Origin of the sequence: Hymenobacter lapidarius (assembly GCF_001816145.1) — a bacterium.
GTDB lineage: Bacteria > Bacteroidota > Bacteroidia > Cytophagales > Hymenobacteraceae > Hymenobacter > Hymenobacter lapidarius.
On the sequence record NZ_MDZB01000109.1, the window covers coordinates 52,455 to 76,086 of the forward strand.

Below are 23,632 nucleotides of genomic sequence, written 5' to 3' on the forward strand. Positions count from 1 at the left end.
CCCTGACGTTACGTTCGAACCAGTGACATTCCGTTGTTGCACAAAACCTTCAGCCGGCGCGGTTGCTACTCAAGCGTACGCCAGACCTCCGCCAATAACTACTTCCCCGGAGTGCCTTCAGCAGAGGAAAAGCCCTGGGTAAGCTTGCCCAAGTCGGTGTGGGAGCGGGCCGTGTTCTCATACACTTCGGCTACCATGCTCATAATGGCCTGTGCTACCTCAGGCGTGTGGCGGGCCACCGTCCCGCTCAGGACGTTGTAATAAAACGCCGCCATGGCGTCGCCGTCCCACATGTTCTTCATGTTGTGGTGCAGGCTTTGCAGCTGGGCCAGAGAGGAGTCGATGGTCTTTTGGTCGGTTTGGGACATGGGGTTCAGCGGTTAAAAAGAAAAGGCAGGTTGTCCAGTACGGAAACCTGTCCTTGTCGTGTTGCAAAAAGCGAAATATCTCATTGCTGGCCCAGCCTTGCGCTGGCCTGTTTGTGGTGGTACGCTGCCCAATACTTAGGTGTGCACACGGCTGCTGCGCGCCGTCTGCGGCGATGCGCCCGCGGTTTCATCCAGCACTTGCTCCACCCAGCCTTTGCCCCAGTCTTCCAGCTCCTGGGCGCTCCACAGCTGCGGGTAGAAAATGCGGCGCTGGAACTTGGGAGGCAGGTAGTTGCGCCAGTTGGTGCCGCCCGTGGCGGCCACGTCGGTGGGGTTGCGCTGCAGGTAGCGCACCGCCGACTTGAAGTGCATCAGGGGCCAGTTCACGTTCACGCTGACGTCGAGCTGGCGCAGGGCGCGCAGCAGGCGCGGGTGCTGCTGGTCATCGGCGGGCAGGCGCTGCACTATGGCCCATACGTTGCGCTCCTGGTAGGCCGCGGCGTGGCGCACGAGGTCGTCCGTGTACTTGCGCTCAAACTCTATCAGGGTAAGCGCCTTGGCGCCACTCTCTTCGATGGTGGCGCCGGCTTTCCAGTAAATGCAGCCCAGCATCTGGTCGTGGTCGTGGGCCGCGGCTTCGCCCAGGGCCTGGCGCTTGGCCTCGTCGGTGAGGTTGGCGAGGCTGGTACTGGCAATTTCTATCATACGGTACTGCACCGACTGAAACCCCGAAGCCGGCATGAGGGCCATGCGGAAATCCAGGAACTGCTGCTTGTCCATGCCGTCGACCATCACATCAAACGAGTCAATGAGGTTATCGAAGTAGCGGATTATGCGGCCCAAGCGCAGCACCACCTCGCCCAGGGTGGGTTCGGTGAGGTCGCCTATCTGTTCGTATTCGCAGAGGCAGAGCTTGAAGTACAGCTCCGAAATCTGGTGGTACATGATGAAAATTCGCTCATCGGGTACGTTCGTGAGCGGGCGCTGCAGCGAGAGCAGGGTGTCGAGCTCGATGTAGTCCCAGTAGTTGACGTATTTGGCGTGGTACAGGCCTTCGAGGTAGGCGGCCAGGTCCTGGCCATCGGGCGCGTATTTGGTTTGCAGCAGGCGTAATTGCGCCAGCACGGCCGGCGAAAATTCGTCCGGGGAGGGGTGGTCGGACATAGGAAAGAGGGGTGAGGGAGGTGGGAAAAGCCTGGGTGGGCCCGTGGCAAATATCGGCAAAATCCTGACGCAACCCCGGTCCGGGCCTGGCGTCTGTAAGCATACTCCGCACTTGCCCGGTTGTGCCGCATCTTTGCTGCCTAAGAGTGCCGCCCGCGGGCTGGGCCACTTCGGCTTTTGCTTTGCAGCAGGTAGGTTTGCCTGGTATTTGCCTCTCAGGCGGCGTAATTTCTCTATTTTTAGCCCCGTAATCTCAACCCCCGGCGCAAGCCCATGGCCGAAAAATCCAGCATCTTCGATATGATTGGGCCCGTGATGATTGGGCCCAGCTCCTCGCACACGGCGGGCGTGGTGCGCATTGCGCGCGCCGCCATCCGCATCCTGGGCGCCGTGCCCACCGAGGCCGTCGTCACGTTCTACAACTCCTTTGCCCGGACCTACGAAGGCCACGGCTCCGACCGCGCCATTGTGGCCGGCCTGCTGGGCTATGCGCCCGACGACACCCGCATTCGCACTGCGTTCGACCACGCCCGGGAGGCCGGGCTGCAGTTCACGTTCCAGAGCGTGGGCAATGCCTCCACCATGCACCCCAACACCATCAAGCTCAACTTGCTGGATGCCAATACCGGCCACCGCGTGGAGGTAGTGGGCCAGAGCCGCGGCGGTGGCGTGATTCGGATAGTGGAAGTGGACGGCTTTCCATCCGATTTCTCTGGGTCGCTCCACACGCTCATCATTGATGCCAACGATGTGCCGGGCTCCATTGCCTTCATCGCCTCGGTTATTGCCCACGACCAGTGCAACATTGCCACCATGTTTGTGAGCCGCAAGGGCCGCAACGACGCCGCTCGTCAATTCATTGAAATGGACAGCCCCATCAAGGAAATAACGCTGTCGTATCTGCGGCAGCTGAGTTGGGTGCAGCGCATTACCTACATTCCCACCCTGGAATAGCGCCTGGCCGCTGTAATAAATAAGGCCTTCCACCGATTACCACACCCAAGAAGCACCATTTCTCTGCAAGATGAAACGAGGGAATACAATGAATGCCCCCGGCACGATGGCCGTGCTGGTGGGCGCCCTGCTGGCAGCCAGCCCCGCCGCTCGTGCCCAAGCCCCCGCCACGCCCCCGGCACCGCCCGCCGCGGCCCTGGGCAACGGCGTGCCCGCACCCGCCGGCCCCTGGACGCTGCAAAGCGCCGTGGACTACGCGCTCAAAAACAACCTGACCGTGCGCCAGAGCGAGCTCACGGCCCAGCAGCAGGAAGCGGCGCAGCGCCTCAACCGCGCCGCGCTGCTGCCCACGGCGGGCCTTTCAGGTTCCCAGGGCTTCAACTTCGGCACCAACCGGGACCCGTTCACCAACCAGTTCCAGCAGCTGAACGTGCGCTCGAACAACTTCTCGGCCACGGCGCAGGCCACCTTATTTTCCGGTTTCCAGCTCCGCAACACGGTGAAGCAGGGCGTGCTGGACGCGCAAGCTGCTCGTATCGACATCGATAAAGCCCGCAACGACTTGTCGTTGAACGTGGCCTCGTCGTTTTTGCAGCTGCTGCTGGCCCAGGAGCTGATTCGGGCCTCTGAAGCCCGCCTGGGCTCGGTACAGGAACAGGTGACGCGCAGCGAGAAGCTGCTAAAGGCCGGCGCCGTGGCCGAGGGCAACCTCCTGGACAGCCGCGCGCAGCTTGCCAGCGAGGAGCGCACCCTGGTGACGGCCCAAAACCAGCGCGACCTGGCCCAGCTTGCCCTGGTGCAAAACCTGAACCTCGACCCGGCTTCGGCCGGGCGCTTTGAGGTGGTGGTACCCGTCCTGCCCGACCCCTCCCAATACGGGGCCACCACGGCCAATGTCCTCGACCCCAATGCCACGTTTGAGCTGGCCCGCCAGCGCCTGCCCGAAATTAAAGCGGCCGACCTGCGCGTGCAGAGCGCCCGGCGCGGCATCGACATTGCCCGCGGGGCCTACTACCCGCGTCTGACCGTGGCCGGGGGCGTGCAAACCGGTTTTTCGTCGGTGCGCACCCAGTCGGTGGTTAGTTCCAGTGGATTTAGCACCACTCCGATATTTCAACCCAATCCGTCGTCACCGACCGGCTTCTCCGAAACATCGTTTGTGGTCCTACAGCCCAAGTTTGACAGGCTTGACTATAAATTTCTGGACCAATTAGCCGACAACCAGGGCGAGTTTGTGCAACTCAGCCTGAATATTCCGATTCTCAACGGCCTGCAGACCCGCGTGGGGGTGCAGCGGTCCCAAATCAACCTGCAGCAAAACGAGCTGCGGGCCGAGCAGGTGACGCTGCAGCTGCGCCAGACCATTCAGCAGAGCTTTGCCGATGCCCTGGCCGCCCAGCGCCGCTACGAGGCCAGCTCCCGGCAGGTGGACGCCCTCACGCTGGCGTTCCGCAACGCCGAAATCCGCTTCAACAACGGCCTGCTGAACGGCACGGACTTTAACATTGCCCGCAACAACCTCACCGCGGCCGAATCGGACATGATTCAGGCCAAGTACGAATTCGTTTTCCGCCGCAAGGTGCTTGAGTTTTACGAGGGCAAGTCCTTGACCCTGTAACAGTTGTTGGGTGCCCGCTGGTGGGTGCTGGCTGCGGCTTGCACTGGCAGCGGGAACGAAAACACGCTGACAACTGACCTTAAACAACCGAACATTCAACATGAAAAACAACCGTCTACTCTTCATTCTGCTTGGCATTCTGCTGGTGGGAATTGTGGGTTATGTACTGGCCAAAAAACAGGGCTGGATTGGTAAGCCCACCGGCGTGGAAGTGCTGGTGGCTAAGGCCGGCCCCGCCAATATTGTGGAGAAAGTAAGTGCCTCGGGCAAGGTGCAGCCCGAAAACGAAGTGAAAATTTCGCCCGACGTGTCCGGCGAAATCATTGAGCTGTATGTGCAGGAGGGCGATTCTGTGCGCAAAGGACAGCTGCTGCTGCGCATTCGGCCCGACAACTACCAGGCGCAGGTGGCCATGCAAAGCGCCCAAGTGGGCACCCAGCGTGCCAACGTGGGCCAGGCCCAGGCCCGTCTGCAGCAACTGCTGGCCAGCGCCAAGCAAACCGAGTTAACGTACCGCCGCAACGCCTCGCTCTACAAGCAGAAGGTGATTTCGCAGGCCGACTACGAAGCCAGCCAGGCCGCCTACAACGCCTCGCAGGAGGAGATAAACAGCGCCCGCCAATCCATCCGGGCCTCCCAAAGCACCGTGAGCGCGGCTTCGGCCTCGCTGGAAGAAGCCCGCAAAAACCTCAACAAAACCACCATTTACTCGCCCGTGAGCGGTACGGTGAGCAAGCTCAATGTGAAAAAAGGCGAGCGGGTAGTGGGCACCACCCAGATGGCCGGTACCGAAATCATGCGCATTGCCAACCTCAACAACATGGAGGTGCGCGTGAACGTGAACGAGAACGACGTGAACAACGTGAACATCGGCGACTCGGTGCTGGTGGAAGTGGACGCCTACGCCAGCAAGAACGAAAAATTCCGCGGTTTGGTGACCAACATCGCCAACACGGCCAAGGACGCGCTGACGGCCGAGGCCGTGACCGAGTTTGAGGTGCGCATCCGCCTGCTGCCCGCGAGCTACCGCCACCTGCAGCGCACCGTGGCCGGCAAGACCATCGTGCCGTTCCGCCCCGGCATGACGGCTTCGGTGGACATCATCACCGACCGCAAAGCCGGTGCCCTGAGCGTACCGCTAGCCGCCGTAACCACGCGTTCGGACTCGGCCAGCACGAAGGATAGCAAAGACAAGGAGGCTGCTCAAGGGGGCGTTGCTAGTGGAAACGCGGCAGCCGGTCCTAAGTCGGAGATTCAGGAGGTAGTGTTCATCATCAAAGACGGCAAAGCAGTGATGACGCCGGTGAAAACGGGCATCAGCGACTTCCAGAATATTGAGGTGCTGAGCGGCGTGCCCGCCGGTGCCCAGGTGGTGAGCGGACCGTTCCGGGCCGTGGCCAAAACCCTGAAAGACGGGTCCATGGTAGACATCAAGGACGAGAAAACCCTCAATAAGGAAGCCCTCAAAGAGGAGGGTGGCGAAGACAAGTAAGCCGCCTGCTGCACCTATAACTTTTAATTTCAGCCCGTGCCCGTCCTAAAATCCCTCTCTTTAGAAAAGGAGAGGGATTTTACGTTCTTGCGGCTCTTTACTCACCAGTTCTGTACTCTTGGAAAAAATAGCCATGCTCGGCGGGGGCTCCTGGGCCACCGCTCTCACTAAAATTCTCAGCGAAAACGGTTCCCGCGTGGACTGGTGGCTGCGCTCAAAAGACGACGTGCAGCACTTGTTGCGCACCCGCCACAACCGCCGCTACCTCTCGGCCGTGCAGTTCGACCTGAACCGGGTGTACCCCAGCAGCGACCTGGAGGATGCCATTGAGGACGCCGACTGGCTGGTGCTGGCCGTGCCTGCTGCCTTCGTGCAGCCGGTGCTCGATAAGCTGGGGCGCGATGCCCTCAAGCACAAGCGGGTGGTGTCGGCCATTAAGGGCATGATTCCGGGCAAAAACCAATTGGTGACCGACTACGTGGCCGAGCGGTTTAAGCTGGGCCGGAACCAGCTGGGCGTAATTGCCGGGCCGTGCCACGCCGAGGAAGTGGCCCTCGAAAAACAGAGCTACCTCACCATCGGCTCGCCCGATGCCGAGCTGGCCCAGGAGTTCTGCGAGCTGCTGCGCAACCGCTACGTGCGCGCGCACCCCGCCACCGATTTGGACGGCATCGAGTACTGCGCGGTGATGAAAAACATCATTGCCCTCACCGGTGGCATTGCGCACGGGGTGGGCTACGGCGACAATTTCCTGGCCGTGCTGGTGAGCAACGCCGTGCAGGAAATCCGGCGCTTTCTGCAGGTCATCAGCCCGCAACCGCGCGATTTGTCGGCCTCGGCCTACCTCGGCGACTTGCTGGTGACGGCCTACTCGCAGTTTTCGCGCAACCGCACCTTCGGGGGCATGGTGGGCCGGGGCTACTCCGTGAAATCGGCTCAGCTGGAAATGAACATGGTAGCCGAGGGCTACTACGCCGTCAAGTCCATCCACGAGCTCAATAAAAAGCTGAAGGTGAACATGCCAATAACCGAAGCGGCCTACAACATCCTCTACGAGCGGATTTCGCCGGCTGTGGAGATGGAATTACTAAAAGAGAAACTGCGGTGAGAATCACGGCCAACGGATTATTTCTAATCAGCGTAGGCGGAGCTGCAGCGTCTGCGGTAGTCATTGCTGCCAGCCACATGCTATGGTTCGCGCCGGTCTGGACGTATGCGCCGCTCATCCCCAATTCTTCGGTGCTGCCGGCCCTTGAAGGCGGTGCGGGCTTGACGCCGGCGGATTTTGATACGTTTCACGGCATGTTGTTGGCTGCCATCGCGGCGGCGGGGGTGGGGTTTAACGCCTGGTTTTCGGGTATTCTTATTCTTAGGCACCAGGCGCGCGCCGGAAAAGTCGCGCTGTGGTTGAAAGTATTGCCGCTTATGCTTTTAATTCCCTGCGCCGTGCATTTTGCTGGCATGAGGAATTATCACAACAAAACTATTGCACTCAACCAGGAATGGATGAAAAATTACCTCCTTAGAAAACGGACCGTAAAAAAGCCTGCTGCTATTCTGCCCCAGCAACGCAACCCAACAAAATGAACTGGCTTCCGCTTGCTTTGCTCACGGCCCTGTGCCTAGCGCTCTACAACTTTTTTATCAAGCTGGCCGCCGACCACATTCCGGCGGCAGTGGGAGCGGTGGTGCTGCAGCTGGTGGCTGCGGGCCTGGGGGCCGGGTGGCTGCTTTACCTGAAGCTGCAGGGCCAGCCGCTTATCATCACGTCCAAGGGGTTGGGGCTGGCTGCATTGGCCGGTGTGGGCGTTGGCCTGGCCGAAATCCTGACTTTTGTGGTGTTTCAACGCGGCGTGAATTCCTCCGTGGGTACCCCGGTTATCGTGGGCGGCTCGGTGTTGCTCACGGCTGTACTGGGCCTGGTGGTGTTGCGGGAGGCCCTGACGGTGCCGCAGGCCGGCGGCCTCGTGCTGATTGTGGCTGGTATTGCATTGCTGGCGCGCGGGCACTAAGCAAATAGGCCCTCACAGCAGTGCTCAAGTTAGTGTATGGGCTCAGCAGTAGCCCGTATACCAACCTGAGAACTGCTCTTAGTGAAACCAGGGTTTGATGTTGAGCGAAAGATATGCAGGTACCTGGTAGATTTCTACTTCCTGATTTTGGTAGGCGGGCGGAAAGTTAAACAGCGGCTGGAAGTAGCCCCGTTTGTTGGGGAATGCCACCACGTAGCGGTAGCGGGTTGTGCCGCGCTGGTCGCTGTCGATTTGCCACTGGCGTTCGGGCATTTCCGAGTGGGCATAAAACCGAAAAAATAAGTTGTGGGTAGGTTCGGGAATCAAGACCGGGCCGGAGGGCTGCCCCGCCAGCCACTGCAGGCCGGCGTGGTAGGCGCCGTTGCTGGCGCGTGCTACGGGATTCACGCGCACCACCGAATAGGTTTCGTAGGCCACAAATACGGTGATGGCGAGGGCCAGGAGGGGCCGCAGCAGTCGGCGCGTTGCCTCGGCGCTGTAGGTAAGCAGCCAGTCGAGCACCAGGCCCACCAGGATAAAGAAGAAAAATGCTTTGTAGAGCATTACCCGCTCGGGTGGGAAAACGCGCTGCACTACAATGAGGGCATATGGGAAGCTCATAAACCAGAGCGCCGGCAAGCCCAAGCGCCACAGGCGGTGCTCCACCGCCACGGGCAGCCGGTGCTGGCGCGACAAGTACCACAGCCTGCCCACCAACGCGAGCACCGGGATGGTAACGAATAGGGGCCCCAGCGACCGCTGCCCCGCCAGGAAACCCTCGTTGTGCCACACATAATCGAGAATGCCCGCCCAAAACCGCGCTGGCGTGAGGGAGGCCACGTACCCATTGCCCAGCAAGTGCCCCGGCCCGGCCACGAATAGGAGCGGCGCATACAAAGCCACCGTGCCTGCCCCAATAATTCCGCCCACTATCACCGCCAGCCCCAATTGTGGCCAGTCCCGGCGGCGAATCATAGCAATGCCCAGCCAGGAAAATGCCGACGCCAACACGTACACAAACGGCGGCACCGTGTAACAACCCAGGATGCCCGCCAGCGTCATTGCCGCCCAGGCCGCCCGATGGCGTCCTGCCTTCGCGGTAAGCACAAGCGTGCTAAAAAACACCACCCCCGCAAAACCAATCATCAACCAGTATCCCCGGCCCACCCCCGCATGGTAGAGGCCGAGCTGCAGGCAGCTAAACAGGGCAGTGGCCGCCAAAGCCACCCGAAATCCCGCCAGTCGCAATAGGCCGGCAAACAGGAACACCGTGACTCCCGTGCAGGTAAGTAGCACCGGCACCCGCATGCTCCACCAGAACTGCGGGCTGAGCTGATGAAACAGCACGCTGATGGTATTTGACAGGACGTGGTTGTTGGGAATGGGGTAATAGGCCGCCGTGGCCAGTAGCCCCTTGCTCACAAACACTTCGTACGACACGGCGTCGTCGTATTCGGGATTATCGAAGCTGAAAAACACCCGCACCACCGTAAGCGCTACCAAAATCAGTCCCGCCCACAGGCGCTGCGTCCGGGTTAGGCTGAATATACGTTGGGTGAGCTCCTGCCATAGCGTGTTGATTTCAGCGCCCAACAGCTTGAATTCCTGGCGGGAACTGCTCGACTTAATGGCCACGCCGAACATGACGGAAAAAAGCAAGCCGGCACCGGACAATACCAGCTGGGCCTGCCTGAACTCCGCCGCTGAAAACAGCCGGATTTTTTCGTTGTAAAAGGGGAAGAGGAGGTCCATCGCCTGTACTTCGGCGTAGCTGGCGCGGCCCAGCACCAAGGCCGCATAGCCGGTGCACAGCGCGAGCACGCCAATTCCAAAAACCACTAAAAACCTTGTCACTGAATCAAATTTGATGTTATGCCGCTACGCTCTGCTTTAGCCGCGGGTGGGCAGGGCGCCCAGCTTTTCAAGCTCTTCCCACACGCGATGCGTGGGCAGGCCCATCACCGTAAAATAGGAGCCTTCAAGCCGGCTGATGCCCACCATGCCCAGCCAGTCCTGCGCGCCGTAGGCGCCAGCTTTGTCGAAAGGTTGGGCGGTGGCTATGTAATGGCTTATCTCGGCCGGACTGAGGGCGCGAAAATGAACGGTGGTCTGGTCGGAGAATACCACCTGGCGGCCATCGCCGCACCGCAGGCACACGGCCGTAAAAACGTCGTGGGCCCGGCCCTGCAGTCGGGTGAGCATGGCGGTGGCCTCGGCCACGTCGGCCGGTTTGTTCAGCACATCGTTGTCGAGGCACACGATGGTATCGGCGGTGAGCACCAATTCATCGGCGGCCAGGCCCGGAATGTAGGCGGCGGCTTTGTGGGCCGCCAGGTATTCGGCAACCTCGGCGCGGCGCAGGTGAGCCGGGAAGTCCTCCTCTACTTCCAGCAGGCGGATTTTGTAAGTCAGGCCCAGGTCGGTGAGCAGCTGGCGCCGGCGGGGCGAGTTGGAGGCAAGTACTAGTTTCACGCGGTGGGGACTTGGAATTGTTCGGCAAAAAGATTGCCCGCTTCGTCCCCGGCAATGCTGCTGAAGAGGAAGCCGCCGATGGTTTTGGGGTAAAAGAAGGTTGATTTGGGCGGCATCACCGCCCCCGAATGACACACGGCCTCTACCTCGGTCATAGTCACTTCGTTGACGATGAACGCGGCGCGGGCCTCGCCGCGGTCCACGCGCTGCAGGCACTCGGTGAAGTTGCGCACGTACGCCACGCCCGGCCAGGCCCGCTGGTTATCGGGGCCCACAATGCCCAGCACTTTTTCCAGAACGAAAAAGTGGAGCACAGTCAAATCCAGGTTCTTCACCTCATCAGTAGTGTCCCAATTTAGTAGTGCATGCGCCTCGGGCTTGAGCCGGAGCTTATAAGCCTGCCCGTCCAGGTACAGGCCGAAAGCCCAGCGTTTGCCTGCAATAATTTCCGGCAGGTCGTTGGCATCTTCCTTAGGCAGCACGGTGAAATATTCCGCGAGGCGGCCAAGCATTTCTTCGCTCGAAAGGCCGTTCATATCCAGCAGCAGGCGGTGCGTGGCCAGAATGCGCAGGTCGTCGGCCGCCGCATTGGTCAGGTACATCAGGTGATAGTTCCAGGGTTCGTGGCCGGTGGTATTGCCGGCGGCGGCCCGGGCGTGCCGGTACGCCAGGGAGCCTTCGTAGCGGTGGTGGCCATCGGCCAGAATAACCTGCCGCGCCCCCAGTACCTCCTGGAAACGCCGGATAACGGCCGCGTTCTGGATAACGGCCAACACGTCGCGGGCGCCCTGGTAGTCCTCCTCGGTCTCGTAAAGCGGCGAACGCATGGCCTCATCCAGGTAGGCTTCCAGCTCAAAATCCTCGTCGCGGTACAGCCCATGCGTGGCGCTGGTTTGTAGTTGGGTGCGAGCCAGGAGCTCTGCCCGGTCGTTCACTGAGGCCGGCAGAGTATTTTCGTGCCGGAGGACCACGTTTTCGGCCCAGTCGTAGGCCCGAATATGGCACATGAAGCCCTTGCGACAATACTCGCGGCCACTGCCCGGCAGCCGGAAATACTGATAATAGGCATAAATGCCGGGTAGCTGGTCCTGCCGCAGTATGCCGGTGGCCTGCCACTCCTGCAGCCGGGCCAGAGCGGCCGCGGCCGGGTCCTGGGCCTGCGGCACCGACAGGTGAATGGAGTTCAGCGGGTTGCGGTATAGTGCTTCACGCTGTCTGGCCGATACCACGTCGAACAACGGAGAAACGTACTCGTCAATGTTGGCGCTGAGCGTGGGGTTGTAGCGCCAGCCGCGCAGGGGTTGTATTTCGGCCACAGGGTCGGAAGGGTAATGTCGGAAGAAAAGCACGGCCGTAGCAGGAGCGAGGCCCGCGCGCCGCCACTAGGGGGCCAGCCGGCTGCGGCGCCACGCCGTGCCGTCCAGCTCGTAGGCTATCCGGTCGTGCAGGCGGCTGGGGCGTCCCTGCCAGAACTCCAGGCGGTGGGGCCGCAAAATGTAGCCGCCCCAGTGCGGGGGCCGGGGCAGCGGGTCCTGTGCCCCAAATTCGCTGGCCATGGCCGTTTCCCGGGCTTCGAGCTCCTCGCGGCTGCCAATCACTTGGCTTTGGGGCGAGGTCCAGGCCCCGAGCTGGCTGCTACGGGGCCGGCTCTGGAAGTACTCAGTCGACAGCGCCTCGGGTGCTTTTTCAACCCGGCCTTCTATCCGCACCTGCCGTTCCAGGCCGGGCCAGAAGAAGTTCATCGCCGCCAGCGGGTGCGCGCTGAGCTCCTGGCCTTTGCGTGATTCGTAGTTGGTGTAGAACAGGAACCCGGCTTCTTCGGGCAATCCTTTCAGCAGCACCACCCGCGAGGAAGGCTGGCCCGCCGCCGAAACCGTGCTCAGCGTGAGCGCCGTGGGCTCGTCTAGTTGGGCAGCTATGGCTTCATCCAGCCACACGCGGAACTGCTGAACGGCGTCGGGCAGGACGTCGGCTTCGGAAAGGGTGCGCTGCGCGTAGGTTTTGCGCAGGTCGGCAAGGTGCGGGTCGGTCATGTTTGGGAAGTCAGGCAATGCAACAACGCCTGCCAGGCAGGTCGTCAATCAAAATTCTGGAAGCAATACTTATCGGCCGGCAGCCAGCAATCCAGGGAACATTTTCAGGAATCCAATAGTCTTGGTAAACCAGGGAAAAACCTGAAATACTTTTTCGGCCGCAAGTTACTACCTTCTATAGGCCTGTTGCGAAGTACTGCGGTTTGGCTCGGTGGGCTCAGATATCGTATACCTGTTGCCTTGCGAATAACCACTCAAGAGGAAATGAGTTGCCGTTCCCCAAGCTCATTATTCTGCCAACACAACTTCAGCAGGCTAGCAACTGACAACCAGCAACAGACAACAATTCACCTCCTCCTTTTAAGCTCACTCTTATGCGGCCAGGTACCCTACTTATCTCGCGGCCCTTTCTGGGCGACCCCAATTTCGAGCGCAGTGTGGTGCTGCTGTGCCGCGATGAGCCCGACGACGGCACCTTTGGATTAGTTCTCAACCGGCTGTCCTCGCTCACGCTGGGCGATGTGCTGGAATTGCCGCCGGAAACCGGAGTCGCAGCAGCAGGCCTGCCCATCCATGTGGGCGGCCCCGTGGAACCTGATACCCTGCACTACCTGCACCGCCGTTCCGACCTGCCCGGTGCTGCCCACTTGGGCCAAGACGTGTACTGGGGTGGTGATTTTATGCTGCTACTCGCTCTCATTGGCAGCGGCGATGTGGCGGCCGATGAAGTGAGGCTATTTGCGGGCTACTCGGGCTGGGGTGTGGGCCAGCTGGCGGGCGAAATGCAGGGTCAGAGTTGGATACGTCACCCCGCAAGCGCCGGGAAAGTGTTTACTTTGGCATCTGATGCCTTTTGGCGGGACATCCTACGCGAAAAAGGCGGCCGGTTTAAAGTCCTGGCCAACTATCCCGTCGACCCCCGCCTCAATTAGCCTTATCAGCACGGGCGGTGCTATTTTCGTTGTTATATTCCATTCTTTTTTTGCTCTCTTCTCTGGCCTCCATCGCGGGGCCGGCTTTTACGAATTTTTATGGCTGCTGAAGAAAACCCCACCGCTCCGCTTGCTGGCGGTACCGACCCTTCCGGCGAAGACCGGATGACCATTTTGCAACGCCGTCTCGCCGAGATTGAGGGAGGTGCCGCGCCGGCTTCGGCCAGTGAGGCCACGCCCGAAGGGCAAGTTGAGATGCCAGCCCAGGGCACGCCCGCCCTGCCCGCCGACCAGCCCGCCGGGGCTGGCACCGCCGAGCCCCTGGCCTCGGACGCCCTCTCAACGCCCGATGCCGGCACGCCCGAAGCTGCTGCTGCCGCCGAAACGGCCCTGCACGTACCCCACTCCGTGTCGGACAAGGCCCATCCGGTCTCCGCTTCGCGGGCCCGTGCCCTGGCCCACTACGGCGATGATTCCAGCATTGGCACCGAGCAACTGCCGGTCACGCCCTATCCCGAGGCGCTGCCTGCCGATGAGCACACCACGCCTGCTGACCCGGCGCCGGTGCCCGACCCGGAGTCGTTGAGCACGCCGCCCAATGCTACCGTGGAGGAGCAGGCCCCAGAGCTGCCCACCGTCAGCCTGCACGATGCGCAGGACCTGGATGATGCCCCGGAAGCCCTGGCCAACCTGACCACTTCAGAAGAAACGCCACTCAACGCCCTGCCCGCCACCGGCGCCGATGAAACGGCCGATGCCGAGCAGGAAGCTTCCGAAACATCTGAGTCCGTTGCGCCTGACTTCACCGCGTTGGATTTGCCCGCTCAAGCCGCTTACCTGGTGGAGTTGATTCGTCGTCCCACGGCCCGCCAGAACCGCAAGCAGATTCAGGACTTCACGCGCCAGTACGAAGCCAACGTGGGTCTGGCCCGCAGTGCCGCCCGCCAGAAATTTGCTGAAGGCGGCGAGGGCGCCGAAGCCTTTGCTTTCCAGCAGCCCGAAGGCCAGCAGGAGCTGAACAAGGCCCTGCAGGAATTTCGGGAGAACCGCGCCAAGGACGCCAAAGCCGAAGACGCCAGCCGCGGCGACAACCTCAGCAAGAAGAAGGAACTGCTCGACCAGCTGCGCCTTTTGGTGGAAGGGGCCGAAACCAAGGACAGCTCTGCCAAACTCAAGGCATTGCAGGCCGAATGGAAAGCTACCGGGGCCGTACCCCAGTCCGATAGCCAGGCTATCTGGGATACCTACCACGGTCTGCTCGATATTTATTACAGCAAGCAGGGCCGGTTCCTGGAGATGAAGGACCTGGACCGCCGCCGCAACCTGGAGGCCAAAGAAGCCCTCATCAAGCGGGCCGACGCCCTGGCCCAGGTGCCGGGCATCAACAAAGCCCTGGACGAACTCACCAAGCTGCACGAGGAGTGGAAGCACATCGGCCCCGTGCCCAACGACCAGCGCGAGCCGCTCTGGCAGCGCTTCATTGCCGCCTCCGACGTGCTGCACCAGCGCCGCAAGGAGTTCGTGGACCAGCGTTCCACCCAGGAAAAGGCCAACCTGCTGGTGAAGCAGGCCCTGCTTGAGCGGGTGCTGCCCTTCGCGGCCTTTGAGACCGACCGCGTGAATCTGTGGCGCTCGAAAACCGATGAGCTGCAGGAAATTAAGGTCGAGTGGGAAGCCGCCGGCTTGGTGCCCCGGGCCCAGGCCGATGCGCTCAATAAACAGTATTGGGCCGCTTATAAAGCTTTTTTCAACCGCAAAAACGAATTCTTCAAGTCATTGGACAACGAGAAGTCGGCGAACGTGAAAGCCAAAGTGGCGCTCATTGAGCAAGCCGAAGAAGCGGCTAACAACCCCGATGCCGATGCGGCCCGTCAGGTTATCATCCGGGTGCAAAAGGAGTGGAAAGACGTGGGCCGCGTGCCCGACAAGCTCGCCGATAAGCTGTGGCACCGTTTCCGCGCCGCCTGCGACACCGTATTTGACCGCCCGCGCCACGAGTCCCGCCAGCGCGACGAGAGAGTGCAGCAGTCCTCGGTAGAGCAAACCGCGCACCTCGATAAAATTGGCGAACAGGTGAATGCCCTGACCGCCGAGAACCCCGGTTCGCTTGAAGGCTACCGCGACATCGTTGCGGGGTGGTCGGCCGAGTTCGACCCCACCGACGAGCAGCCCGGTGGCAGCACTTCCGACCGCAGCGAGGAGCAGCTCGTGTCCTTTCTGGGCAAATACCTGGACCACGTGCCCGGCCTGAGCTACGCCGACCGGGCCGACTTGCTTTTTCAGGTGGAAGTAGGCCGCCTCAAGGCCCGTCCCCAGGCCCAGCAGCAGCTCACCCGCAAGGAAATGGCCCTGCGTAAAGAAATCAACGAGCTGGAGAACGACCACGCTACGCTGCAAACCAACCTGGATTTCTTTGCCCGCTCAAAAAATGCCAACCAACTGCGCGAGGAATACCAGGGCCGCATCGCCGAAGGCCAGAAGCGCATCGAAACCCTCAAGAAGCAATTAAAAATTATTCGCAGCTAGCCCTGCGGTAAAATTGCTGTTAGTCAATTGAAAAGAAGCCCGCCACATCCAGTGGCGGGCTTCTTTTTTGTCCGGGTCCGCAAATAAGCTGGCAAAAGCCCTTCCGTTGCTTACTTTTGTGGCACCTCAATGCCTCCTTAGCTCAGCTGGTAGAGCAACTGACTTGTAATCAGTAGGTCGCTGGTTCGATCCCGGCAGGAGGCTCGTGATGTTGTGAAAGCCTTGTAAGTCTTTGGATTTGCAAGGCTTTTTTTATGGTTAAAATTCTCGATGTGGCTTGTCATGCTTGTCATGCTTCGCAGGGTTCAGCATGACAAGCCTAATAAGGTCCTACGCAAGCTCAGGGTGACAGACTTTCTGACTTGCCAATCAGCTTACGCGTGTGAAACTGCCAATGCCACATTTATCCTGATTGCCCCCTGGACGCCTCACGGCGTCGATGTCCTCGGAGCGGTTTATGCGCTATTAGCCGGGGCCAGTTGGGCGGCCTACATCGTTTTGGGTGGGCGCGTGGCAGCTGTGATGCCGGGCAGTGGGGCCGTGGCCATTGGGATGATTTTCGCCACCGTGACGGTGCTGCCCTTTACGATGGTTAGCGGTGGGCTGCAGCACCTTACCGTGCCCTTGCTTTTGGCGGGATTGGCCCTGGCGGCGTTATCGAGCGCGCTGCCATTTACCCTGGAGATGAATGCGCTTGGGCGGCTCCCGGCCCGCACATTCAGCGTGCTTATGAGTATGGAGCCGGCCGCGGCGGCCCTGTGCGGCTTGGTATTCCTGGGCGAGCACCTGGGCTGGGGGCAGTGGCTATCGGTTGTGCTCGTCATGGTGGCCAGTGTTGGGGCTACTGTCACGGCCCCCAAGCGCCCGCCTCTTGTTGAAGTATAGAGAGCCATACCCTGCTCACCACACTGTGGGGAGCTTGTTACCTTGCTCTCTGCTTGCTGAAAATTTCCTACTAACCGACCCGAAACGCGTATCAACTACACGCTCTCGACTTCCCACTTCTTCTTATTTTAATACCCCAAATTTTCCCCTTGGATACTATCACTGCCACCGCCCTATTTATTGAACAGAAATTTGCCGACGAAGGCAGTGGTCACGACTGGGCCCACATCCGCCGGGTATGGCTGCTGGCCAAGCGCCTGGCCCAGGCCGAGCCCACCGCCAACCTTGAAGTGACCGAGTTGGCCGCGCTGCTGCACGACATTGCCGACTGGAAATTTCACGACGGCGACTACGAAGCCGGCCCCCGGGCGGCCCGGGAGTGGCTAGCCAGCCAGCATGTGCCGGAGGCCGTGATTGCACAGGTGCAAACGATTATCCGGGAAGTGTCCTTCAAGGGGCTGGGCGTGGAAACGCCAGTGTCGTCCATCGAGGCCGCTTTGGTGCAGGACGCCGACCGACTCGATGCCATCGGGGCCATTGGCATCGCAAGGGCGTTTGCTTACGGTGGCCACAAGGGGCGGCCCCTGCATGACCCGGTCATTGTGCCCGTGGCCCACGACAGCTTCGCCAGCTACCAAAAGAACGACGCTCCCACGTTGAACCACTTTTACGAAAAGCTGCTCCACCTCAAAGACCGGCTGCACACCGACGGGGCCCGGCAGATTGCGGCGCAGCGCCACGAATTCATGGAAGCTTACGTGGCCAGGTTCCTGGCCGAGTGGGACGGTGAGGACTAGCGGCACGTGGTGTACGGGCTGCGGATAGGCGAGGGGTGTTGCCAGCCACTACCTTTGCAGCATGAAGCTTTTCCTCCGCCTGGTGCCGTGTGTGCTGTTATTAGTCGTCAGCAGTTGCCGAACCTGTCCCATTGAAACCTGCCACGTACGCAAGGTGCACATGCACAGCGGCAATAAGTACCGGGGCCAGCCGATATTCAAAAAGCAAAATCCCGCCATTGGCGAGAAAATCAAGACCCACAATCCCAAGTCGGGCACGCATTCCAGCGACAAGAGTAAGCCCTTGAAGTGAGAATGCCCCATAGCCGGTGGGCACGGCTTCCCTGGATTACGAGTTGAAGTTATACCCACCCGCGAGGAGCTGGGATAGTACCCAAAAAAGGCCGTAGCGCTTGTCGTTACGGCCTTTTTGTTGTAACTTCGCACGCATATAAAGAACCATTCACCTGCGGCTTAAAAGCCCCCTTTTAAGGGGTTTCCAGAAGCTGCCTATAAACCCCCAAATGGCGGAAGGCGAAAAAATCATTCCGATTAACATCGAAGACGAGATGCGGGGCGCTTACATCGACTACTCGATGTCGGTTATCATCTCCCGGGCCCTGCCCGATGTGCGCGACGGCCTGAAGCCCGTGCACCGGCGCGTGCTCTACGGCATGAGCGAGCTGGGCGTGGGTTACAATAAATCCTACAAAAAGTCGGCCCGTATCGTGGGCGAGGTATTGGGTAAGTACCACCCGCACGGCGACACATCCGTGTACGACACCATGGTGCGCATGGCCCAGGACTGGAGCCTGCGCTACCCGTTGGTGGACGGCCAGGGCAACTTTGGCTCCGTGGATGGCGACTCGCCGGCTGCCATGCGCTACACCGAGGCCCGCCTCAAGCGCATTGCCGACGAAATGCTCAACGACCTGGACAAGGACACGGTGGACTTCCAAGCCAACTTCGACGACTCGCTGGAAGAGCCCAGCGTGATGCCCGCCAAATTCCCGAACCTGCTGGTCAATGGCACGTCTGGTATTGCCGTGGGCATGGCCACCAACATGGCCCCGCACAACCTGACGGAAGTAGTAAACGGCATTATTGCCTACCTCGACAATCCCGACATCACGATTGACGAGCTGATGCAGTACGTGACGGCGCCCGACTTCCCCACGGGTGGCATCATCTACGGTTACGAGGGCGTGAAGCAGGCTTTCCACACCGGCCGCGGCCGCGTGGTGATGCGGGCCAAGGCCACGTTTGAAACCAGCAAAACCGGCAAGGAGCAAATTGTCGTCACCGAAATTCCCTACATGGTGAACAAGGCGTCGATGATTGAAAAGACGGCGGCGCTCATCAACGACAAGAAGATTGAGGGCATTTCGGACATGCGCGACGAGTCGGACCGCGACGGCATGCGCATCGTCTACGACCTCAAGCGCGATGCCATGCCCAGCGTGGTGCTCAACAACCTCTACAAGTACACCCAGCTGCAAAGCTCCTTCGGCGTCAACAACGTGTGCCTGGTAAAGGGCCGTCCCATGACGCTGAACTTGCAGCAGCTGATTCACTACTTTGTGGAGCACCGCGCCGAGGTTATCATCCGCCGGACCAAGTATGAGCTGGCCGAAGCCCGGAAGCGCGCCCACATCCTGGAGGGCCTGCTCATTGCGCTCGACCACCTCGACGAAGTTATTGCCCTGATTCGCGGCTCGCGCGACCCCGAGGTGGCCCGTGGCCAGCTCATCTCGCGCTTTGCCCTGAGCGAAGTACAGGCCCGTGCCATTCTGGACATGCGCCTGCAGCGCCTCACCGGCCTGGAGCGCGACAAGATTGTGGCCGAATACGAGGAGCTCATGCGCCTTATCGACCACCTGAATTCTGTATTGGATTCGGATGTGTTGCAGCGTGGCATCATCAAAACCGAGCTGGTCGATATCCGCGAGCGGTACGGCGACGGCCGCCGCACCGAAATCAATTACGTGGGTGGTGATTTCTCGACCGAGGACATGATTGCCGACGAGGCCATGGTCATCACCATCAGCCGCGAAGGGTACATCAAGCGCACTAACCTGGACGAGTACCGCGCCCAGGGGCGGGGTGGTGCCGGCTCGCGGGGTGCCATCTCCAAGAAGGACGACTTCACCGAGCACTTGTTTGTGGCCACCACGCACGAGTACCTGCTGTTCTTCACGGAGCTGGGCCGCGTATTCTGGCTCAAAGTATACGAAGTGCCGGAAGGAGGGAAGGCCACCAAAGGCCTGCCCATCCAGAACCTCATCGAAATCCCCCGGGAAGACAAGGTTCGGTCAGTGCTCAACGTGCGCGGCCTCAAAGACCCGGACTACCTCGAAAACACCTTCCTCATGTTCTGCACCGAGCAGGGCACGGTGAAGAAAACGCCGCTGGAAGCGTATTCGCGCCCCCGGACGGCGGGCATTAACGCCATTACCATCAACGAAGGCGACCGGATTCTGGACGTGCAGCTGTTGGCTCCGAACTCCGAAGTGGTGCTGGCCCTGCGCTCCGGCCGCGCCGTGCGCTTCAACGAATCCAAGGTGCGTTCCATGGGACGGGCCGCGGCCGGCGTGCGCGGCATCAGCCTTTCTGACACGCCCGGCGACCGGGTAGTGGGCATGGTGTGCCTGTCTGACCCCTCGCAGGAATTGCTGGTGGTGACCGAAAACGGCTACGGCAAGCGCAGTTCGCTCGACGAGTACCGCGTTACGAACCGTGGTGGCAAGGGCGTGCGCGCCATGAAAATCACCGATAAGACCGGTAATCTGGTTGCCATCAAGGACGTGAACGACACCGATGACTTGATGATTATCAACAAGTCGGGCATTACCATCCGGCTGCGTATGAGTGACTTGCGTACCATTGGACGTGCCACGCAAGGCGTGCGCCTGATTAAAATTGGCGGCAACGACGAAATATCTTCTGTAGCAAAAGTGGCTGCCGAGGAGAAAGATGAAACCGAAACGGACCTGGTGCTCGAGGGTGCTTCGGCCGAGTTGGCAGAAGGTGCCATTAGCAGCCCTGTTACAGGGGCTTTGGACCAGAATACCGAAGAGCCTGAAGAAGGCGACGAAGCCGAGTCAGAAGACTTGGCATAATTCCTGAATAGGGGCGGGGCGGTCCATTTGGGTCGCCCCGTTTACTTTTGGTGCGGTTCCCGGGCATCATTGCGCGCTCAGGGCCGTAGTTTAGCTCACTTTCTTTTCCACCCATTCATTCAGCTTCTGCTTCACGTGTTGATTATCAAATATAACCGAGAGGAGTGGAGCGCAACTCGAATCATATGAAGAAGACTTTTTTAACGTTTGCAGCAGCTACCTTTTTGGTCGCTGGTCTGCCAGCAGCGGTATCGGCTCAAAATTCAGCTGTTACTAATGCCATCCTGAACCAGCGTTCGGGCCTACTCGACAAAGCCCGTGCTGAAATCGACAAGGCTATTGTAAACGAGAAGACCAGTGGTAAAGCCAAAACGTGGTATACGCGCGGCGAAATTTATCAGGGCATGATGGAAAGCCCCATCTACGGCAAGCAACTGCAGGCTGGTGAAGGTCTGCAGAAGGCGTACGAGTCCTACAACAAGACCATTGAGCTCGACACCAAAACCGGCGAGTTTGGCAAGCAAGCAGTAGTCAAAGTAGAGAGCCTCTACGGTCAGGCGTTTAATGACGCTGTGAGCAGCTACAATGCCAAGGAGTACGACAAGGCCATTGCTAGCTACAAGATGGCCTCACAGATCAAGCCTCAGGATACCACGGCTGTGTTGTATTCCGCCTACGCTTCGGAGGCCAAGCAGGATTACGTCGGTGCCCGTGCCAGCTATAACCAGCTGCTTGCTATGAATTATAAATCAGTAAACATGTATTCTCGCTTGCTGCAAATGGCGAAGGAGGAAAAGGATAATGCGGCGGCAGCAAAAGTTCTGCAGCAGGCACTGGCTGCTTATCCCACCAATAAATCCTTTATGTTGGAGGATTTGAACGTTTCTTTGGCGAGTGGTAAGGGGGAAGATGCTTTGGGTAAAATTAACAAGTCCATTGCCGCTGACCCTTCTAATTCTAACCTTTATGCGGTCCGGGGCTCGCTTTACGACCAGCAGAAAAAGACCGAATTGGCAGTGGTAGATTACCGTAAGGCTATTGAGTTAGATGCGAATAACTTCGATGCACAGTTTAACTTGGGCGTCTACAATTACAATCGCGCTGCTGATGCTTATACAAAAGCCAGTAAAATGGACTTGAAGACGTATCAAGTATCCGGTAAAAAGTACGAGACCGAAGGCAAGAAATTCTTCGAAGCTTCGGTTCCTTATTTTGAAAAGGCACTTCAGTTGCAGCCAGATGATCGTAACACGATGACTTCTCTGCAGAAAGTCTATTTCCGTCTGGGTCGTAACTCTGATTCTGACCGCTTGAACGCTAAGTTGAAAGCAGGGAAGTAGAGGTTATATCAAGAGAAGCTTAATGGCCTACCCAAATTCATTGGGTAGGCTTTTTTGTATGCTAAGTGAAGTAACGCCTTTGTCAATTTAACATAATATAAATTATAAGACTTAAGTTTTATGCGTTAGGTCAGTACGTTTATATCTGTTTTTTTATGGTCGTATAGATGTTTTTAAGTAAGCTTATTTTAGCACGTTCTCTAGTGCATCATAACCTTCGTTTTGCTTGCTTTAGTTTAGTTACTTGAGCGTCTGTTCGGCTCCCATTGTTTTTTTCTTCTCGATTCGAAACGTCACTGGACTTGGAGCGTAAATCCTTTTAGTCCGCCTTCCGAGATAGTTCGGGCTGTATCAATGGTGCGGTCACGCAACAAAGTCTTCGCTACTTACGGTTGTTCGACAGTAGTTAATTAACCGTCTTCTGCAATTGTTAACCCTTTTAGACGTTCAGTTCGTGCAGTAATATGGTGCGTCTTGTAGTCTCAGACAAGAAGATAAAAAATGGTATATAATTGAAAATGATTAAATACTTTTAAATACTTTTTTACTCTATTCAGTAATTGTATTCTCTTAACTCTACGCCTACTTTCGGTGCAATAGAGTCTTTAATAACTAAGGACTCTCTGGAATCTTAAGTAACGAACGATGATTTTTTATTTACTGCCAGCTATTTATACCAAATTGCAAGAAGATTTACACAATAGATATACCATGGCTTATGATAATAAGTGTAACGCTGAGTGTCGAAGTATTAGATTGCACGAATAGCTTTGTATATAAGTAATTAAAAGTATAAAATAATTAGTAATTTAAAACTTTTTTATACTTTAAACTTAATAACCGTTAAACCGTTCAAAGACTAACCTTTGGGTCTAATACTTCCAATCACAGACATGCCTAAATTGATTGATTACCCTCGGACTACTTATGCTGGGGCCTGGGAACTAGCTGAGATAACAGACGATACAGGCGGAAAATGCGCAATAGAAACGGCAGCACGAAAATTAAACCGAAAGGTCAGCGGGTCTTTTAAAGCAATAATTGGCTCAGCGGTTAAGTTTGGTCTGCTAACGAGCAAACGGGACTTGCTTACTACCACCACTCTATTCAAGCGAATAAAACATGCCTACGACAAGCAGGAGGAACTACTGTTTCATAGAGAAGCATTTCTCACACCTCCCCTTTTCACCCAACTTTGCCGGAAGTTCCGTAGCCGCGAACTGCCCGTGCAAATGCTGGATGTTATGCTGATTCGGGAATTCGGAGTGGAGGAAATTAACGCGCAAGGGGTAGCCAAGGCTTTTGTGGAAGGCTGCCGCATGGTGGGCCTTCTGGATGAACGCAATATTATTGCTGACATTGATGCACCAACGAACAAGCCTGGCCCACGCAGGGAGTTGGCCAGTCCGGCCCCAAGCACCAATTCCTTTCGCCCAGCCCTAGAACCCGCTTCTGCGCAAGAGGACCAGAATTTCGACCCCAGCGTCCAGCACACGGAATCTTTTGCCTCATCCGAAAACAGTGCCTCCACAATTCCTGAAACCTACGCATCGAGTAGAAGCTCAACCAAACCGGCGTCCGATGGTCAAACCCGCCCCGATGCAATAGCGAGCTTATTTGGCCTACTCCATCCTGATACTGATGTGATAACTACAGGTCAGACGTCGCATGATAGACAATACGAGGCACCCGGTCTATCTCAAACGCCAAACGGCTATACAACTGCCCCGACAGCCACCCTACCTGTACAGGCACCCGCTGTTGAACTACCCCAAACTTCCCCTCCAACCTACCAAATTCAGGTGAGCGGCCCCGGAGTTAACACGCTATTATCGATTACCGACGAGGACGACATTGCAATTGCAGTTGCCCTTTTACAAAAAATAAAACGTCAACTAAACGCCGTTTAAACCTACCTTCTTAACAGAAAAAAGGGCCTAC

At 58.3% G+C, this 23,632-nt stretch carries 20 protein-coding genes and 1 tRNA gene; 15 read left to right on the plus strand and 6 right to left on the minus strand.

The features are described 5' to 3' along the window. Positions 1-98: 98 nt before the first annotated feature. Entirely contained in the window at positions 99-368 is a 270-nt protein-coding gene (locus BEN47_RS11420; RefSeq protein ID WP_070728550.1) for a hypothetical protein, read from the minus strand. A gap of 135 nt (positions 369-503) precedes the next feature. Then, positions 504-1,532 carry a tryptophan 2,3-dioxygenase family protein gene (locus tag BEN47_RS11425; RefSeq protein ID WP_070728551.1) on the minus strand — a complete coding sequence of 343 codons (1,029 nt, stop codon included), beginning with the start codon at positions 1,530-1,532 and terminating at the stop codon, positions 504-506. Positions 1,533-1,805: 273 nt separating this feature from the next. On the opposite strand from BEN47_RS11425, the gene sdaAB reads away from it, so the two are divergent. From sdaAB to BEN47_RS11455, 6 genes are all read left to right on the plus strand, one after another. Next, positions 1,806-2,486, plus strand: a complete 681-nt coding sequence (gene sdaAB / locus BEN47_RS11430; RefSeq protein WP_070728552.1) for an L-serine ammonia-lyase, iron-sulfur-dependent subunit beta — start codon at positions 1,806-1,808, stop codon at positions 2,484-2,486. 70 nt (positions 2,487-2,556) lie between these two features. Next, on the plus strand, positions 2,557-4,104 hold the full coding sequence (locus BEN47_RS11435; protein ID WP_083322346.1) for a TolC family protein: 1,548 nt from the start codon (positions 2,557-2,559) through the stop codon (positions 4,102-4,104). A gap of 100 nt (positions 4,105-4,204) precedes the next feature. After that, complete coding sequence (locus tag BEN47_RS11440) at positions 4,205-5,596, plus strand: efflux RND transporter periplasmic adaptor subunit (protein ID WP_070728554.1); 1,392 nt, start codon at positions 4,205-4,207, stop codon at positions 5,594-5,596. A gap of 118 nt (positions 5,597-5,714) precedes the next feature. Continuing rightward, a complete protein-coding gene (locus BEN47_RS11445; protein ID WP_094123028.1) occupies positions 5,715-6,704 on the plus strand; it encodes an NAD(P)H-dependent glycerol-3-phosphate dehydrogenase in 990 nt (329 codons plus the stop codon). After that, positions 6,701-7,183: a hypothetical protein gene (locus BEN47_RS11450; protein WP_125921635.1), complete on the plus strand. Its 483-nt coding sequence runs from the start codon at positions 6,701-6,703 to the stop codon at positions 7,181-7,183. Before BEN47_RS11445 ends, BEN47_RS11450 begins: the two co-directional genes overlap by 4 nt. Then, positions 7,180-7,608 carry an EamA family transporter gene (locus BEN47_RS11455; protein WP_070728556.1) on the plus strand — a complete coding sequence of 143 codons (429 nt, stop codon included), beginning with the start codon at positions 7,180-7,182 and terminating at the stop codon, positions 7,606-7,608. The genes BEN47_RS11450 and BEN47_RS11455 overlap by 4 nt, the downstream gene beginning before the upstream one ends. 78 nt (positions 7,609-7,686) lie before the next feature. Here the strand turns inward: BEN47_RS11455 and BEN47_RS11460 are convergent, their stop codons facing one another. The 4 genes from BEN47_RS11460 to pdxH form a co-directional block, all read right to left on the minus strand. Beyond that, the gene (locus BEN47_RS11460; RefSeq protein WP_125921636.1) at positions 7,687-9,462 is read right to left on the minus strand and encodes a hypothetical protein; all 1,776 of its coding nucleotides are present in this window, start codon (positions 9,460-9,462) and stop codon (positions 7,687-7,689) included. Between the two features lie 36 nt (positions 9,463-9,498). After that, positions 9,499-10,080, minus strand: coding sequence for a Maf family protein (locus BEN47_RS11465; protein ID WP_239691571.1), 582 nt, complete (start codon positions 10,078-10,080; stop codon positions 9,499-9,501). After that, positions 10,077-11,396 (minus strand): DUF1015 domain-containing protein, encoded by a 1,320-nt coding sequence (locus BEN47_RS11470; RefSeq protein ID WP_070728558.1) that lies wholly within the window; start codon positions 11,394-11,396, stop codon positions 10,077-10,079. Before BEN47_RS11470 ends, BEN47_RS11465 begins: the two co-directional genes overlap by 4 nt. Before the next feature lie 66 nt (positions 11,397-11,462). After that, a complete protein-coding gene (gene pdxH / locus BEN47_RS11475; RefSeq protein ID WP_070728559.1) occupies positions 11,463-12,113 on the minus strand; it encodes a pyridoxamine 5'-phosphate oxidase in 651 nt (216 codons plus the stop codon). Between the two features lie 374 nt (positions 12,114-12,487). On the opposite strand from pdxH, the gene BEN47_RS11480 reads away from it, so the two are divergent. The 9 genes from BEN47_RS11480 to BEN47_RS20965 all read left to right on the plus strand — a co-directional run bounded on the left by BEN47_RS11480 (position 12,488) and on the right by BEN47_RS20965 (position 23,601). Beyond that, entirely contained in the window at positions 12,488-13,045 is a 558-nt protein-coding gene (locus tag BEN47_RS11480) for a YqgE/AlgH family protein (protein WP_070728560.1), read from the plus strand. 99 nt (positions 13,046-13,144) lie between these two features. Continuing rightward, entirely contained in the window at positions 13,145-15,571 is a 2,427-nt protein-coding gene (locus BEN47_RS11485) for a DUF349 domain-containing protein (protein ID WP_070728561.1), read from the plus strand. 131 nt (positions 15,572-15,702) lie between these two features. Next, positions 15,703-15,775, plus strand: a tRNA-Thr gene (locus BEN47_RS11490). Between the two features lie 87 nt (positions 15,776-15,862). Further along, a complete protein-coding gene (locus tag BEN47_RS11495; RefSeq protein ID WP_239691572.1) occupies positions 15,863-16,456 on the plus strand; it encodes an EamA family transporter in 594 nt (197 codons plus the stop codon). Positions 16,457-16,605: 149 nt separating this feature from the next. Beyond that, positions 16,606-17,253 carry an HD domain-containing protein gene (locus BEN47_RS11500; RefSeq protein ID WP_070728563.1) on the plus strand — a complete coding sequence of 216 codons (648 nt, stop codon included), beginning with the start codon at positions 16,606-16,608 and terminating at the stop codon, positions 17,251-17,253. Between the two features lie 61 nt (positions 17,254-17,314). Then, positions 17,315-17,545: a hypothetical protein gene (locus tag BEN47_RS20960; protein WP_125921637.1), complete on the plus strand. Its 231-nt coding sequence runs from the start codon at positions 17,315-17,317 to the stop codon at positions 17,543-17,545. 211 nt (positions 17,546-17,756) lie between these two features. Continuing rightward, entirely contained in the window at positions 17,757-20,351 is a 2,595-nt protein-coding gene (gene gyrA / locus BEN47_RS11505; RefSeq protein WP_070728564.1) for a DNA gyrase subunit A, read from the plus strand. Between the two features lie 185 nt (positions 20,352-20,536). Continuing rightward, positions 20,537-21,691, plus strand: coding sequence for a tetratricopeptide repeat protein (locus BEN47_RS11510; RefSeq protein ID WP_070728635.1), 1,155 nt, complete (start codon positions 20,537-20,539; stop codon positions 21,689-21,691). Between the two features lie 893 nt (positions 21,692-22,584). After that, complete coding sequence (locus BEN47_RS20965; RefSeq protein ID WP_125921638.1) at positions 22,585-23,601, plus strand: hypothetical protein; 1,017 nt, start codon at positions 22,585-22,587, stop codon at positions 23,599-23,601. Positions 23,602-23,632 lie beyond the last annotated feature (31 nt).

Bases quoted from the DNA above. Each gene is read 5' to 3' on its own strand.
- BEN47_RS11425 (WP_070728551.1), bottom strand. From the start codon at position 1,532: ATGTCCGACCACCCCTCCCCGGACGAATTTTCGCCGGCCGTGCTGGCG.
- gyrA (WP_070728564.1), top strand. From the start codon at position 17,757: ATGGCGGAAGGCGAAAAAATCATTCCGATTAACATCGAAGACGAGATG.
- BEN47_RS11510 (WP_070728635.1), top strand. From the start codon at position 20,537: ATGAAGAAGACTTTTTTAACGTTTGCAGCAGCTACCTTTTTGGTCGCT.
- BEN47_RS11495 (WP_239691572.1), top strand. From the start codon at position 15,863: ATGCTTCGCAGGGTTCAGCATGACAAGCCTAATAAGGTCCTACGCAAG.
- BEN47_RS11440 (WP_070728554.1), top strand. From the start codon at position 4,205: ATGAAAAACAACCGTCTACTCTTCATTCTGCTTGGCATTCTGCTGGTG.
- BEN47_RS11485 (WP_070728561.1), top strand. From the start codon at position 13,145: ATGGCTGCTGAAGAAAACCCCACCGCTCCGCTTGCTGGCGGTACCGAC.
- BEN47_RS11435 (WP_083322346.1), top strand. From the start codon at position 2,557: ATGAAACGAGGGAATACAATGAATGCCCCCGGCACGATGGCCGTGCTG.
- BEN47_RS20965 (WP_125921638.1), top strand. From the start codon at position 22,585: ATGCCTAAATTGATTGATTACCCTCGGACTACTTATGCTGGGGCCTGG.
- BEN47_RS20960 (WP_125921637.1), top strand. From the start codon at position 17,315: ATGAAGCTTTTCCTCCGCCTGGTGCCGTGTGTGCTGTTATTAGTCGTC.
- pdxH (WP_070728559.1), bottom strand. From the start codon at position 12,113: ATGACCGACCCGCACCTTGCCGACCTGCGCAAAACCTACGCGCAGCGC.
- BEN47_RS11480 (WP_070728560.1), top strand. From the start codon at position 12,488: ATGCGGCCAGGTACCCTACTTATCTCGCGGCCCTTTCTGGGCGACCCC.
- sdaAB (WP_070728552.1), top strand. From the start codon at position 1,806: ATGGCCGAAAAATCCAGCATCTTCGATATGATTGGGCCCGTGATGATT.
- BEN47_RS11420 (WP_070728550.1), bottom strand. From the start codon at position 368: ATGTCCCAAACCGACCAAAAGACCATCGACTCCTCTCTGGCCCAGCTG.
- BEN47_RS11455 (WP_070728556.1), top strand. From the start codon at position 7,180: ATGAACTGGCTTCCGCTTGCTTTGCTCACGGCCCTGTGCCTAGCGCTC.